At 59.1% G+C, this 11,950-nt stretch carries 12 protein-coding genes and 2 pseudogenes; 9 read left to right on the top strand and 5 right to left on the bottom strand.

Going from position 1 to position 11,950, the window contains the following annotated elements:
* Position 1: 1 nt before the first annotated feature.
* Complete coding sequence (locus J2Z17_RS21045; RefSeq protein ID WP_209947936.1) at positions 2 to 1,030, bottom strand: hypothetical protein; 1,029 nt, start codon at positions 1,028 to 1,030, stop codon at positions 2 to 4.
* Between the two features lie 150 nt (positions 1,031 to 1,180).
* On the opposite strand from J2Z17_RS21045, the pseudogene J2Z17_RS21040 reads away from it, so the two are divergent.
* The 3 genes and pseudogenes from J2Z17_RS21040 to J2Z17_RS21030 all read left to right on the top strand — a co-directional run.
* Positions 1,181 to 1,411 (top strand): annotated as a pseudogene (locus tag J2Z17_RS21040) (transposase); the annotation flags it as partial.
* 253 nt (positions 1,412 to 1,664) lie between these two features.
* Positions 1,665 to 1,907 (top strand): type II toxin-antitoxin system Phd/YefM family antitoxin, encoded by a 243-nt coding sequence (locus J2Z17_RS21035; protein WP_209948164.1) that lies wholly within the window; start codon positions 1,665 to 1,667, stop codon positions 1,905 to 1,907.
* Positions 1,907 to 2,332, top strand: a complete 426-nt coding sequence (locus tag J2Z17_RS21030; protein WP_209947934.1) for a type II toxin-antitoxin system VapC family toxin — start codon at positions 1,907 to 1,909, stop codon at positions 2,330 to 2,332. Before J2Z17_RS21035 ends, J2Z17_RS21030 begins: the two co-directional genes overlap by 1 nt.
* A 586-nt stretch (positions 2,333 to 2,918) precedes the next feature.
* Here the strand turns inward: J2Z17_RS21030 and J2Z17_RS21025 are convergent.
* Both J2Z17_RS21025 and J2Z17_RS21020 read right to left on the bottom strand, forming a co-directional pair.
* The gene (locus J2Z17_RS21025) at positions 2,919 to 3,869 is read right to left on the bottom strand and encodes a sulfatase-like hydrolase/transferase (protein WP_209947931.1); all 951 of its coding nucleotides are present in this window, start codon (positions 3,867 to 3,869) and stop codon (positions 2,919 to 2,921) included.
* Positions 3,870 to 4,069: 200 nt separating this feature from the next.
* Positions 4,070 to 4,636 (bottom strand): TetR/AcrR family transcriptional regulator, encoded by a 567-nt coding sequence (locus tag J2Z17_RS21020; protein WP_209947929.1) that lies wholly within the window; start codon positions 4,634 to 4,636, stop codon positions 4,070 to 4,072.
* Between the two features lie 110 nt (positions 4,637 to 4,746).
* Here J2Z17_RS21020 and J2Z17_RS21015 point away from each other — a divergent pair, with 110 nt between their 5' ends.
* On the top strand, positions 4,747 to 6,156 hold the full coding sequence (locus tag J2Z17_RS21015) for an amidase (protein WP_209947928.1): 1,410 nt from the start codon (positions 4,747 to 4,749) through the stop codon (positions 6,154 to 6,156).
* 28 nt (positions 6,157 to 6,184) lie between these two features.
* On the opposite strand, the pseudogene J2Z17_RS21010 reads toward J2Z17_RS21015, so the two are convergent.
* Positions 6,185 to 6,757, bottom strand: a pseudogene (locus J2Z17_RS21010) (LysR substrate-binding domain-containing protein); the annotation flags it as partial.
* 20 nt (positions 6,758 to 6,777) lie between these two features.
* On the opposite strand from J2Z17_RS21010, the gene J2Z17_RS21005 reads away from it, so the two are divergent.
* Entirely contained in the window at positions 6,778 to 7,764 is a 987-nt protein-coding gene (locus tag J2Z17_RS21005; RefSeq protein ID WP_209947926.1) for a quinone oxidoreductase family protein, read from the top strand.
* Between the two features lie 111 nt (positions 7,765 to 7,875).
* On the opposite strand, the gene msrB is transcribed toward J2Z17_RS21005, so the two are convergent.
* Complete coding sequence (gene msrB, locus J2Z17_RS21000; protein ID WP_209948162.1) at positions 7,876 to 8,376, bottom strand: peptide-methionine (R)-S-oxide reductase MsrB; 501 nt, start codon at positions 8,374 to 8,376, stop codon at positions 7,876 to 7,878.
* Between the two features lie 201 nt (positions 8,377 to 8,577).
* On the opposite strand from msrB, the gene copC reads away from it, so the two are divergent.
* From copC to J2Z17_RS20980, 4 genes are all read left to right on the top strand, one after another.
* Positions 8,578 to 8,946: a copper homeostasis periplasmic binding protein CopC gene (copC, locus tag J2Z17_RS20995; protein ID WP_209947924.1), complete on the top strand. Its 369-nt coding sequence runs from the start codon at positions 8,578 to 8,580 to the stop codon at positions 8,944 to 8,946.
* Complete coding sequence (gene copD / locus J2Z17_RS20990; protein WP_209947922.1) at positions 8,943 to 9,827, top strand: copper homeostasis membrane protein CopD; 885 nt, start codon at positions 8,943 to 8,945, stop codon at positions 9,825 to 9,827. Before copC ends, copD begins: the two co-directional genes overlap by 4 nt.
* A 120-nt stretch (positions 9,828 to 9,947) precedes the next feature.
* Positions 9,948 to 10,451 carry a DUF305 domain-containing protein gene (locus J2Z17_RS20985; RefSeq protein WP_209947920.1) on the top strand — a complete coding sequence of 168 codons (504 nt, stop codon included), beginning with the start codon at positions 9,948 to 9,950 and terminating at the stop codon, positions 10,449 to 10,451.
* Positions 10,452 to 10,464: 13 nt separating this feature from the next.
* A complete protein-coding gene (locus tag J2Z17_RS20980) occupies positions 10,465 to 11,919 on the top strand; it encodes a YncE family protein (protein ID WP_209947918.1) in 1,455 nt (484 codons plus the stop codon).
* Positions 11,920 to 11,950: the final 31 nt, after the last annotated feature.

The raw sequence follows: 11,950 nt of genomic DNA, 5'->3' as shown, positions 1-11,950 counted from the left end.
ATCAAAGCCAGAGGTCGCCCCTCTCGTTGAGATTTCGCGCAGTCAGCCGAGCTGCGGCGTCATCGTTCCATTTGTTTTTGCCGGAGAAAAGCCTGACGGATCGCGTAGCTGAAGGCCACTCCCGATCACGCAGGCCGTCAAGATCGAGTGCTACGCGGGACGCTGAGAATTCCCGAAGTTGATCCTGCGTCTCCAGACCAGGCAACTCCACCAGGTTTTTGCAATTGATCAGTGCAAGTCGCTTCAGGCTCGCTCCGTTCAGGTCCACCTGCTTTAGTTGAATCTGGTCCTCAATGCGAAGCGCTGATAGTGCGGGCAACCGAGACAGATCACCCATCGTTGCCAAGCCCTGCACGCGGATAATTTGCAAAATTTCAAGAGACTTGCTCGACAGGTCGTCAAGGTCGGCACGGCCTCCCAAGATCAACTTCAGCTCCTTCAGCGTCGATATGCCGTTCACAAAATTCAGTGCATGTTTCTTGGCATAACCACTTAACGTCAACGTCCGCAACCGAGGCACGCCTTCCAACCCGTCGATACCCTTTGAGTGGCCTTGGATAAAAAGGCTGTCCAGTAACTCGCAGTCGGCCAAAGGTGAAAGATCAAAGTTCCGCTTGCGGTTTTCACCGAGCGAAAGCCGCGCCAAATGGCGAAGTTCTATCGTTCTCAGAAAGTCGGGGCGGTCCAGCTCGAAGACCCCGAAGTCTAGCAACCTCAGATTTGGGAGCCGTCCAATCTCCTCCTCATTGTCGATTGCAGTCAGGCAATCGACTGCGAGGTTACGTGTTTCAGGCAGATGACGGAGAGTCATTGCATCGAAACGCCCGCCGTAGTGCCCATAGAATCGCACTTGAAGGCGATCTTTGACAAGCCCGCAGGCTTCGTTCAGCGACGCCAAAATCGCGGGCGTATAGGCTTCTGGCCTGCTGAACTGAACAATCAATCGTCCACGCGTCTCGCATTCCTTGGCAATCTCAATCGGTGAAAGGATTTTCGGGTCTTGTAATCGCCCGCTATCTATTTTCAGCATGCTTCAACCAGTTCATTGACGATGGCTTGGAATACTACCGATTTCAAGAATGACGGCAAAGGACGAATAGCTGCCGCGCCAATCACCGCTGCTATCCCGGATATCGACTATCGAACCTCAATCAATGTGCTAGCAAGACACCGCTTACGAATTGGCGCATCCAGTTGGTTCTGCGATCCCAGTGCACCTTGGCAGAAAGGCACGGTCGAGAACACCAATAAACGCCTTCGCCGCTTTCTGCCCGGCAACACCGATCTGGCGTCGGTTTCACAACGCGACCTCAGCACGCTTGCAAGACATCTCAACGATCAGCCCCGCAAATGCCTGGGCTACAAGACGCCGGCAGAGGTCTTACTGGCACATTTGCACGCAAACTCGTGATCCCCTACCCTGCAACGCAGGCATGATGCACTTGGGTTAGCTTCTCCAAAAACTCACAACTCAGACGATTCAGAAAAACGGGGAAACGCTCTAAATTAGCAACACACAGCGGTTTGCGCTTAACCGGGGTGTCCTGCTCTTGTTGTCCCAAATAGGGGCATCGGACAAGAAAATGGTGTATTCTATCTGGCCCCCTGCTGGAATTCTTGAGCTCGACCTGCTATATGACTATCTAGATGGTCAGGAGCATTACATGCATACAATAAATCTGGCGGATGCCAAAGCTCATCTGAGTGAACTGGTCGACCGGGTGGAAGCGGGCGACTCGATCAACATCACCCGCCGCGGTAAGCCAGTCGCTCGGCTCATCGCGGTGGAAAGGCCCCGCAAGCCGATTGATGCGGCGCTGCTTCACTTGCTTACCGCGGCAATGCCGCCCCAATCCCAGAGTGCTGCCGATCTCGTGCGGTCGATGCGGGATGGCGATCGCTACTGATGCTTTATCTCGATACGTCGCTGATCGTTGCTGCGCTCTCCAACGAAGCAACGACGTCGCGCGTTCAGGTCTGGCTGGCTGATCAGGAGCCGGCTCGGCTCTCGATTAGCGACTGGACCGTTACCGAGATGTCGTCGGCCCTGGCGATCAAGTTGCGGACCGGACAGATCACCCTCGAGCAGCGCGCTGCGGCGCTCGCCATGTTCAACAAGCTCGTCGTCGAGAGTTTCACCATGCTGCCGGTGACGGGCGGTCAGTTCCGGGCAGCGGCGAGGTTCGCCGATCAACATGCGCTTGGGCTGCGTGCGGGAGACGCACTGCATCTCGCCATCGCGTCGGAGCATGCCGCCACAGTGTATACGCTTGACCAGCGGCTGGCTGAAGCCGGGCCAGTGCTTGGTGTCCCTGCGCAGTTGCTGGCATGATCCGGGCCTTTTCCAGCTTGGCCAGCTCGCTCGACAGCCACCATGACCGGTGACTGGCCGGCGAGCAGAACGACGCGATCGTGGCGGATTATTTCGCGATGCTTGCTGATGACATTGACTACGACGCGTTGAAAGCGTCCTTCCGTCGGAAAATCGGCGGTCCAAGCCACATCCATTGAACGTTGTCCCAGCTCCGCCAGCATTGTCTGATAGACGAGATCGATCCTTTTCATTGTGGCGCCAGCAAGAGCCATACCTTTTTTAGAAAGGCGGCATATTAGGATCAATCCAGCTACGACAGTTCAAGCCCGCCCGGAGCAGTGAGCGTCCAGGCGGGTGCGGCAGCTTCAGGCCAGACTGCCCATGATCCCGACCATGACTGTCTGTTGCAGGTTTACGCGATCGAGAATGCCGTTTCCCGAACGGAAACATAGCCGTAAAGCGCCGAGAACAATTCCACACCGCTTTCATGCAGCGGCATCGCAATGCCGGCATGGCCCCCAGTTCAACGAGCGGCAGAAGACCGAAAGGCAAATCCATGACATTCGGTTGGATTATTCGTTTTGGTTATTCGACAACCTGCTCGTCAGCTTAGCTCCAGACGCGCAAAGGCCTCCGCCGGCGCACTGTTGGCTGTCATCAACGCCTTCATGTAACCGATCATGCGCGCCTCGGCCTCGGCATCGTCGAGCGAGTGCTCCTGCCCCGGATCGGTCTTCAGATCGTAAAGCCGCGTGTCGTTTTCGAGCATGGCCCCCGGCCAGTAATTGTCGAACATCGGGGAACGCTCGATCACAGGCACCTTCAAAAGCGGCACGTTCCTCGTCCAGTCGAACGGCCCGGCCAGCGTCGCGGCAGACAGTTCCAGCGGGGTGAACGGCTTGTTGATGTGGCTCGGCATCACCGTGTACTGATAGATTTCCTGGGTTCTCAGGTCCTGCGGGTATCGATGATAGGTGAAGCGGCCATCCGTGACATTTACCGCCCCACCGAAATACCCGAAGATCAGCGCCTCCCGCGCATTTTCGCGCAGCAGGGATGTCCCCTCCATTTCCGCAGCCGGCGAAAGTCCGTGAAGGTCGAGGAAGGTCGGCGCCATGTCAACCGATTGCGTCAGCCGGTCGATACGGCCGTGGCCGGGATTGCGGGGGTCATGGATGAACAACGGGATGTGGACGATCTCCTGATACATGTTCATCCGGTTCTTGGCCCAGAAGTCATGTTCGCCTAGCAGAAAGCCGTGGTCGGTGGTAACCACGAAAGCCGTATCCTTCCAGAGATCGTGCTGGTCGAAATAGTCGAGCAACTGACCGAGCAGGAAGTCGCAGAGCGACACGATCGCATAGTAGTTCGCCCGAAGCTCCGCAGCTTCTTCCGGCAATTCCTCCACTCGTCCGTAGCGTGGCCAGTCACGGATTGGACCGTTCCAGCCCGTGGCGAACGACGCCTTGAAGCGGTCGGGGGCGAAGAACGGTTCGTGCGGATCGAAGGTCTCGATCTGCAACAACCAGTCATCCGCCTCACGGAACCTGCTCATGTGGAAGCCTCATTGCACCATGTAGTTGGGAACTCGAACCACCGACCCGCTTGACTCTAAACTAAGGTTTGAAATTTCGCTCTTTTGCGTCGTAGGCTTTCCCGATAACGAGTTGCAAAGTTCCAGCGCAATGTCTCCCCACGTTGGGACGGCGTGCCGAGCGGCCGTTCAACGTAGATCGGCTTAGATCGACTGGAATCCTATCCGCCTGGCAACAAGCCTGCCTCTTGATAGCTTTGGATCATCGTGTCGAACAGCGAGATGTCGGCCCGGCTTCGGGCAAGAAGCTGCGCTCCCGCGACGGCGGCGAAGATCGCGCGCGCCCGCGCCGCGCTCGCCTTCTGATCTGCCAGGCCAGCATCGACAAGCCGTTCCGCTAGCCAGGCGATATTGACGTCAGCGAAGGTCTGCACCTCTGTCCTGACCTGTTCAGGAAGATCGTCGTACTCCGCGCCGAGGAAGCTACCGAGGCACAGGCGATTGCCGTTCTCCAGCGACATCCGGAACGTCTCCGGATACTTTCGGAGAGCAGCCTTCGGATCGCTTTTTATGTCGGCGACGTCTTCGAGCCACGCCTTCGTGTCCTGCCAGTAGCGCTTTGCGATTGCGGCTGCGAGATCGGCCTTGCTTGGAAAGTGGTGATAGATGCTGGCCGCCTTGATGCCGACTTCGGCCGCTAGCTCGCGCATGTTTAGCCCCCCATAGCCGTGCGCTTGAGCGCTTAAACGCCCTGCGGCCACTATGGCTTCCCTCGCATTCCCGGACATAATTCCCAAACTCCGCTTCATCCTAACGAATGTTAGATAGGGGTTGACGGACAATTTGTAAAGCGCTAGCTCTGCACTGCCTACCAACTGTTAGTTAGAGAGACCGCGCCATGAGCAATGAACTGATCTTCTCCGATGCCACCAAGCTGGCAGAACTCATCCGCAATAAAGACGTATCGCCTGTCGAAGTCGTTCGGGCACATCTCGACCGCATCCAGGCAGTCGACCCCCAGGTCAATGCAATCGTGACTGTCGCCGACGGAGCGCTTGAAGCCGCCCGCCGAGCAGAAGCCGCCGTCCTTGCTGGGGAGGAGTTGGGCCCACTGCACGGCGTGCCGTTTTCCGCCAAGGATTCGATCGACACAGCCGGCGTTCTGACGCAGCGTGGTTCGCCGATCTTCAAAGGTCGTACGCCAGACCGTGACGCCACAAGTGTCGCCCGCATGAAGGCGGCAGGTGGCATCCTTCTTGCCAAGACCAACCTGCCAGAATTCTCCTACTGGATTGAAAGCGACAACCTGCTGTCCGGGCGCTCCAACAATCCATGGGACCTGGAGCGCACGCCAGGTGGTTCGAGTGGCGGTGAATCCGCGGCCATTGCTGCTGGCATGTCGCCGATCGGCCTGGGAACTGACCTTGCAATCTCCGTCCGTGGTCCCGCTGCACAAACTGGCATCACCTCGATGAAAGCGACCCATGGGCGGGTACCGATGACCGGCATCTGGCCACGTGCACCGCGTCGCTTCTGGCATGTCGGTCCAATGGCTCGTTCGGTGCGTGACGTCGCACTGGCCTTCTCGCAGCTTGCAGGAGCCGATGGACAGGACGCGTTCGCCTCAAGCGCCGTTGCCTTCGATGCTGGTATCGGTCGACTGCCATATCGGCAGCTTCGCGTGGGTTGGATGGTTGGACCGGGCTTCGGCCCCGTCGATACAGAAGTTGCCGCCACCGTTCGGGCTGCTGCCGGTGCGTTGAAAGACCTGGGTGTCTCGGTCGACCATGTCGGCATCCCGGCTCTGGAGAAGGACTTCGCCCTCGACGTCTTCAACCGTCTGCATGTCATGGAGATGAAGCCCGCCTTCCGCGAGGCGACCGCAGGTCGTCGAGAAGACGAACTCTACAAGATGGCAAAGACAATGCTGTCCCTGCCCGACACCTCCATGGATGACTACATCGACGCCGAACAGGCCGCCGAGCGCTTAGGTGATGGCTATGCCGATTACTTCTCCCGCTACGACGCTCTCATCACTCACGTCTTGCCAATTCCCGCCCACAGGCACGGGGTCGAAGAGTTCGTAATCGACGGTCAGAAGGTCGATGCGACCTATCTCCAGGGCGCCACTGTGCCTTTGAATGTTACGGGCCTTCCCGGCGTCTCAATGCGATTCGGCACCAGCAAAGAAGGTCTACCAATCAACGTCCAGATCGTCGGCGCATGGCAGGCGGAGTCGACCATCCTTCATGTTGCCTCGCTTCTGGAGAGCGTCAGCCCGACGCGAGGACTACGTCCTCAGCTCTGAATGCTACTGACGATCCTGCACGGCCTTCTCAAATGGGAAGGCCGCGCTCCTTCGCCACATCAGCGATCAGAGACCGCAGCCATCGGTGCGCCGGATCGCTGCGATAACGCACATGCCAGGCAAGCTCCACCGGAAACGTGCCGAGATCGACCGGCGCCGGCAACACCTTGAGCCTTTCGTCTCGAGCGAGGCGCTGGCAGATCAGGCGTGGCAGCGTCGCGCAGTAGTCGCTGACGGCGATCATTTCCGGGACCGCCAGGAAGTGCGTGACTGACACCGCAACTTCGCGCTTGACACCCCGCTGCTGCAGAGCCTGGAAAAGGCCGGCGCGCATCCGGCCGGGCGGCAGCACGTTGACGTGCTTCATTGCTTCGTACTGCTCCTGGGTCAGGTGGTCCTTCACATCCAGATGATCCTTCCTCACCACACAGGCCAGGCCGTCGTCCATCAGGTGCTGCACCACCATGTTGTCGGGGGGATCGACGATCCTCCCGAGCACGATTTCGGTTGCACCCGAGACAGCGCCAGTCTCCACCAACTCGTTGCCAAAGGGCGTTAGGCGCAGCCGGATCCCCGGCGCGATCTCCCGCAGCCTGCTCAGTCAAAAAAGGATCAATTTAAATGAAAGCTATCCAAGCCGCCCAGTTCGGCAGCCCCAGTGTTCTCAAAGTGGTCAACCTCCCTGATCCCACGCCGGGGCCGGGCCAGATTGCGATCGACGTCAGCCACGCGGCAGTCGGTCTCATCGACATTCTTTTCCGCCAGGGGCAGTTCAAGGATGTCCCCGGCATGGCGCAACCGCCGTTCGTTCCCGGCCTGGAAGCGGCCGGGACGGTGCGAGCGCTCGGCGATGGGGTAACCGGGTTTGCGATCGGCGAGAAGGTCGTGCCGATGTCGGCTGGCGCCGGCACCGGGGGGTATGCCTCCGTGTACATCGCGCCCGTGCAGGGCGTTGTGTCAATCGAGGGCTCTCATGTCGATCCTGCTCTCGCTGTCGCGATGATTCCCAACGCCGCGATGGCCCACGTCGCGCTGGCTCTGATTGCCAAGCTCGCCGAGGGAGAAAGCGTGCTGATACACGGCGCCCTTGGCGGCTTCGCCTCCGCATTCCCCGGCATCGCGAGGCAGCTTGGCGCTTCACGCGTCGTTGGCACGGTCCGTTCGGGCAAGCTGGAAGCTGCGGCAAACACGAAACTGCCCTATGATCGGATCATCGATTCCGCCGAGTTGCCCGGCGTGCTCGCAGGCGAAAGGTTCGATGTCATCATCGATCCCGTCGGCGGAGCCGTCCGAGATCAAAGCTTCGCACTGATGAAGCCGGGCAGCCGTCTCATCGTGGCAGGCAATGCTGGCGGTGACTGGACCCATGCCGTCAAGACGAACGACCTCTGGCTGGGCAGCATGACGGTGGCCGGCTTCAATGCAGGAGCCTTTCTGCCGTCGCATCCAGAGGCAATTCGACCAGGCCTTGAGGCAGCCTTGAAAGCGGTTGCCTCAGGACTGTGCGACACTCCCGTCGATGTGCTCCCCTTCAGTGAGGCCGCGACCGCTCACGAACGGATGGAGAGCCGCGACCTGAACGGCCGCATCGTGCTGACACCGCAATAGCCGAATGTTAGTTTTGGACCCCTTGGTCCAGGAACCGGTTGGGCCGAGGGATGCGCAGTCTCTCTGTCGTGAGCACGCCTCCGGGATAGACGAGTACAAAAGGCCCTCGGATCAGGAGACCGATAGGCGAAAGGCCATAGCCGCGCCGTTCATGCAGTAGCGCAAACCGGTTGGCTTAGGGCCGTCATCGAATAGATGGCCAAGATGCCCGCGACAGCGGCTGCAATGAACCTCGGTTCGGATCATACCGAGCGATATGTCGCGGGTCGTTCCCACCACACCAGCATTCAACGGGGCCCAGAAGCTCGGCCAGCCGGTGCCACTTTCAAACTTGGTTTGGGAGGAGAAGACATCCTGGCCGCAACCGGCGCAGTTGAACACCCCTTTGCGGTGCTCATTGAGCAGCGGGCTTGTGAACGGGTATTCGGTCCCTTCTTTCCGCAGGATCGAATATTGGTCGCCGGTGAGGAGCATCCGCCACTCCTCATCTGTGTGGCTTACGGGAAAAGTCTCGGCGGCCCTCGCGGTACCGGAGATTGCCGCCAAACCGACACGAAGTCCGACAGCGCCGACGCCGGCTGCCAGGATAAGAAGTCGTCTGTTGAGTCTCATGTCCATCACCAATGCCGCCAGGTGGCCCGGTTGGGGCCGTCTGCATGAGTAGACACCGCAGGCTTCGAATTATTCCAGCCGGCTCGATTTTTTTTACTCCTGCGACATCACGCCGGCAATTTTCGTAAGCCGGTGGAATAAACGCGCTTCCCGGATGTCCACATCGCTGGAAATCACTCCATGCATCGAAGGACATCTCGAATGAAACATGCTTCTGTTCTCCTCGCCTTCGCCGGCCTCGGTGGCCTTTTTGCCGCCGGCCCAGCATTCGCGCATGCCCATCTCAAGAGCGCGAACCCCGCCGACGAGACGGTCGTATCGACCGCGCCGACGGTGTTGACCCTCGATTTCACAGAGGGTCTTAACCTTGCCTTTTCCGGGGCCGATCTGCTGGACGCTTCAGGTTCGCCGGTTCAGCAGGGCAAGGCGCAGCTATCGAACGGAGACGACACCCTAACCATTCCTCTGCAGTCAAGGCTGAAGCCCGGCGATTACACCGTGAAATGGCATGTTCTTTCCACCGACGGTCACAAGACTGACGGTAGCTATGGCTTCACGGTCAAGCCTTGATTGATCCGCAAGGGCTTTGGATCTTGGGCCGTGTGGCTATCGACACGGCCCTCATGTTGCTCTGGGGATGTACAGGATTCTTGTCCACTGTCACACCACCAGCGCTACGCCCCGTACTTGCGCGGCGCGTAGCGGGCATCTCCGCACTCTGCACGATGATGTTGGCCGCAGGCGTCGTGGCGATCGTCCCTGCGCAGATCGCGGTCGTGACCGCCGATTGGCACGCGACCGTCGATCCGCAAACGCTCTGGTCATTTCTCATGCTTACGAGCGGTGGGCGGGTTTGGGATGTGCTTGCCGGTGGTTCGCTACTGCTTGGGCTGGTCCGTTGGCTTCAGCCGCGCCGCCATGCTCTTGTCACGGTTCTGGCCGGCTGCTGCTTGGCGAGCCTTTCCCTCACAGGGCATGCGGCGATGACGACCGGCCTTGTCGGCGCTCTACATGCAGGCGTCGACATCGTCCATGTTCTTTCCGCCGGAGCATGGCTCGGCGGTCTTGTCGCTTTTGTATTTGTGATGGCGGCGACGCATGATGTTGCGCAGCGCCCTCACGCATTAGTCGCCTTGTCCCGGTTCTCGACACTGGGCCACGTTGCCGTCGCACTGGCGATCTTCAGCGGCGTGGCCAACATCTTGCTCGTCCTCGGTCACCTGCCGACAAACCTGCAGTCGCCTTATCAAACAAAGCTCCTCGTCAAGATCGGGCTTGTCGTGATCATGACACTCGCGGCTATCGTCAATCGCTATGTTTTCGTTCCCCTATTGCGGAGGAGGCGACGGTTTGCAGAAACAGCATTGCTGGCAGGCGCAGCCTTCGAGCTCTTGCTTGGCGGGCTTGTTATCGCGCTCGTTGCCGCGTTCGGAACAATGGATCCTTCTTGATGCAGCAGGACGCCGCCACCCGGTTCGGCGTCCTCAAGAAAAATTTCAGCACGTCCGGAATAATCCGGGATGCGCGGTGTCTACCCTTCTGAACTCTTCGAGAGACACCAGGAGATAAGAATGACCGCCTTCTTTCGCAGTACCCGCATTCTGGTAACCACATCGCTGCTCGCCGTCGTCTCAGTGTCGGCCTTTGCCCAAGATGCCCCAACTCACCATCATGAAGCCGTTTCCGGCACGACGGACGAAGCACCGTTCCTGCAGGAAAACGACGCAGCCATGGTGAAAATGATGAACGACATGGCGGTCAAGCCGACAGGCGATATCAATCGCGATTTCGTCGAGATGATGCTCCCGCATCACCAGGGGGCGATCGACATGGCCGTTGCCTATCTGCGCTACGGCAACAACGAGCAGCTCAAGCGGATAGCCCAGGAGATCATCGTCGATCAGCAGCAGGAAATCGCTGCCATGCGCTTGGCGCTTGGTGATCCGCTTCCCGCCTCCGACGCGGTGCCGACGCAGGTCGACCCGAACGATGCGAAGACAGCACAGAACTCTGACCAAGAGCCGTCATCGAAGGCCCCGGCTATGCAGATGATGATGATGAAACCGGCCAACTGAAAAGGACCGAGACATGCGAACCAACCTGAAGATCCTTGCGCTACTGGCAAGCACCATTCTTGCCCCCGTGGCAGCCTTTGCCGGCCAGGCGCCCGGCCTCGCCTCCGATCCGGACATTCCGATCAGCCACAAGGACCGCGTCTATGCGGCGGAGCAGTTCTCCAATACGGTGTCGGTCTCCGATCCGGTCGACAACAAACTGCTTGGTGTCATCAAGCTCGGCGATCCACAGCCCGGCAATCTGAGCCCCCTTTATAAGGGCCAGGTCCTCGTCCACGGCTTGGGGTTTTCCCCGGATCACAAAACGCTCGCCGTCGTCTCGATCGGCTCTAATTCGGTGACCTTTATCGATACAGCCACCAATGCCGTGAAGCACACGACTTATGTCGGCCGCTCCCCGCATGAGGCTTTCTTTACGCCTGATGGGAAGGAAGTCTGGGTGACTGTGCGGGGCGAAGACTATATCTCCGTCATCGACGCGAGCACTTTCGAAGAGAAGACCCGCATCAAGGTTGCTCCCGGCCCCGGCATGCAGATCTTCTCGCCGGATGGCAAGTACGGCTATATCTGCTCATCGTTTAATCCGGATGTCGCCGTCGTCACCGTCGCAGACCATCAGATTGTCGGCCATGTGGAGCAGGCAAGCCCTTTCTGCCCCAATATCGCCGCCTCCGCCGATGGCAAGCAGGTCTGGTTCACGTTGAAGGATGTCGGCAAGACGCAGGTCTTCAATGCCGAGGCACCCTTTGACCTCATCAAGACGCTCGACACCGGCCCGATCACCAACCACGTCAACCTCGTCGTCAACAAGAACGGCAGCTTTGCTTATGTGACGGTCGGTGGCCTGAACGAAGTGAAGGTGTTCCGCACCGACAACTTCGAACAGGTCGCGACCATCCCGGTCGGTAACCTGCCGCACGGTATCTGGCCGTCGGGCGATGGCACGCGGGTCTATGTTGGGCTCGAAAATGCCGACCAGTTTGCTGTCATCGATACTTTGACCAATAAGGTTATCGTCAACATCCCGATCGGCCAGGCGCCCCAGGCCGTCGCCTATGTTCCGAACGCCGTGCCGGAAGGCGATGGCATGCAGAATCTCGTGCAGCTCGGTGCTGCGGGTCATGCTGCCCATCTGAAGCTTGCAACCAAGGGAGACAAGAACAAGAAGCAGGCGACGAGCGTGACCTTGTTCAATCAAGGGCTGACGCAGGTCGTCCAGGCGGCAGTTGCCGGTTTGGATCCCAAGAAGCCCTACATCCTGGCTCTTGCCGACAAGCCAGACGGTAGCGGCGAGCTTCAGAGTCTCTCTGCTTTCATGACCAATCCGGCCGGTTCGGCTATTGTCAATGCTGTCGGTCCGATCCGGCAGATTGTCGAAGCCAAGCACAAGGACGAGAAGCGCTATCTCGTCGTCGCCACCTCGGCCGACGGCAAGCCCGGCGAGATTGTTCAGGTTCAGGCAGATTAAGTGAAACTGGCCCGCCCCGACAGGGGCGGGC

Origin of the sequence: Heterorhizobium halophytocola, assembly GCF_017873095.1 — a bacterium.
In the GTDB taxonomy this organism is placed as follows: Bacteria; Pseudomonadota; Alphaproteobacteria; order Rhizobiales; family Rhizobiaceae; genus Allorhizobium; species Allorhizobium halophytocola.
The sequence above is the reverse complement of the archived record's forward strand: the minus strand, read 5'-3'. Positions and strand labels throughout refer to the sequence as shown.

Excerpts from the sequence above, each read along its gene's own strand:
- J2Z17_RS21045 (WP_209947936.1), bottom strand. The coding sequence starts at position 1,030 with ATGCTGAAAATAGATAGCGGGCGATTACAAGACCCGAAAATCCTTTCA.
- J2Z17_RS21035 (WP_209948164.1), top strand. The coding sequence starts at position 1,665 with ATGCATACAATAAATCTGGCGGATGCCAAAGCTCATCTGAGTGAACTG.
- J2Z17_RS21030 (WP_209947934.1), top strand. The coding sequence starts at position 1,907 with ATGCTTTATCTCGATACGTCGCTGATCGTTGCTGCGCTCTCCAACGAA.
- J2Z17_RS21025 (WP_209947931.1), bottom strand. The coding sequence starts at position 3,869 with ATGAGCAGGTTCCGTGAGGCGGATGACTGGTTGTTGCAGATCGAGACC.
- J2Z17_RS21020 (WP_209947929.1), bottom strand. The coding sequence starts at position 4,636 with ATGTCCGGGAATGCGAGGGAAGCCATAGTGGCCGCAGGGCGTTTAAGC.
- J2Z17_RS21015 (WP_209947928.1), top strand. The coding sequence starts at position 4,747 with ATGAGCAATGAACTGATCTTCTCCGATGCCACCAAGCTGGCAGAACTC.
- J2Z17_RS21005 (WP_209947926.1), top strand. The coding sequence starts at position 6,778 with ATGAAAGCTATCCAAGCCGCCCAGTTCGGCAGCCCCAGTGTTCTCAAA.
- msrB (WP_209948162.1), bottom strand. The coding sequence starts at position 8,376 with ATGAGACTCAACAGACGACTTCTTATCCTGGCAGCCGGCGTCGGCGCT.
- copC (WP_209947924.1), top strand. The coding sequence starts at position 8,578 with ATGAAACATGCTTCTGTTCTCCTCGCCTTCGCCGGCCTCGGTGGCCTT.
- J2Z17_RS20985 (WP_209947920.1), top strand. The coding sequence starts at position 9,948 with ATGACCGCCTTCTTTCGCAGTACCCGCATTCTGGTAACCACATCGCTG.
- J2Z17_RS20980 (WP_209947918.1), top strand. The coding sequence starts at position 10,465 with ATGCGAACCAACCTGAAGATCCTTGCGCTACTGGCAAGCACCATTCTT.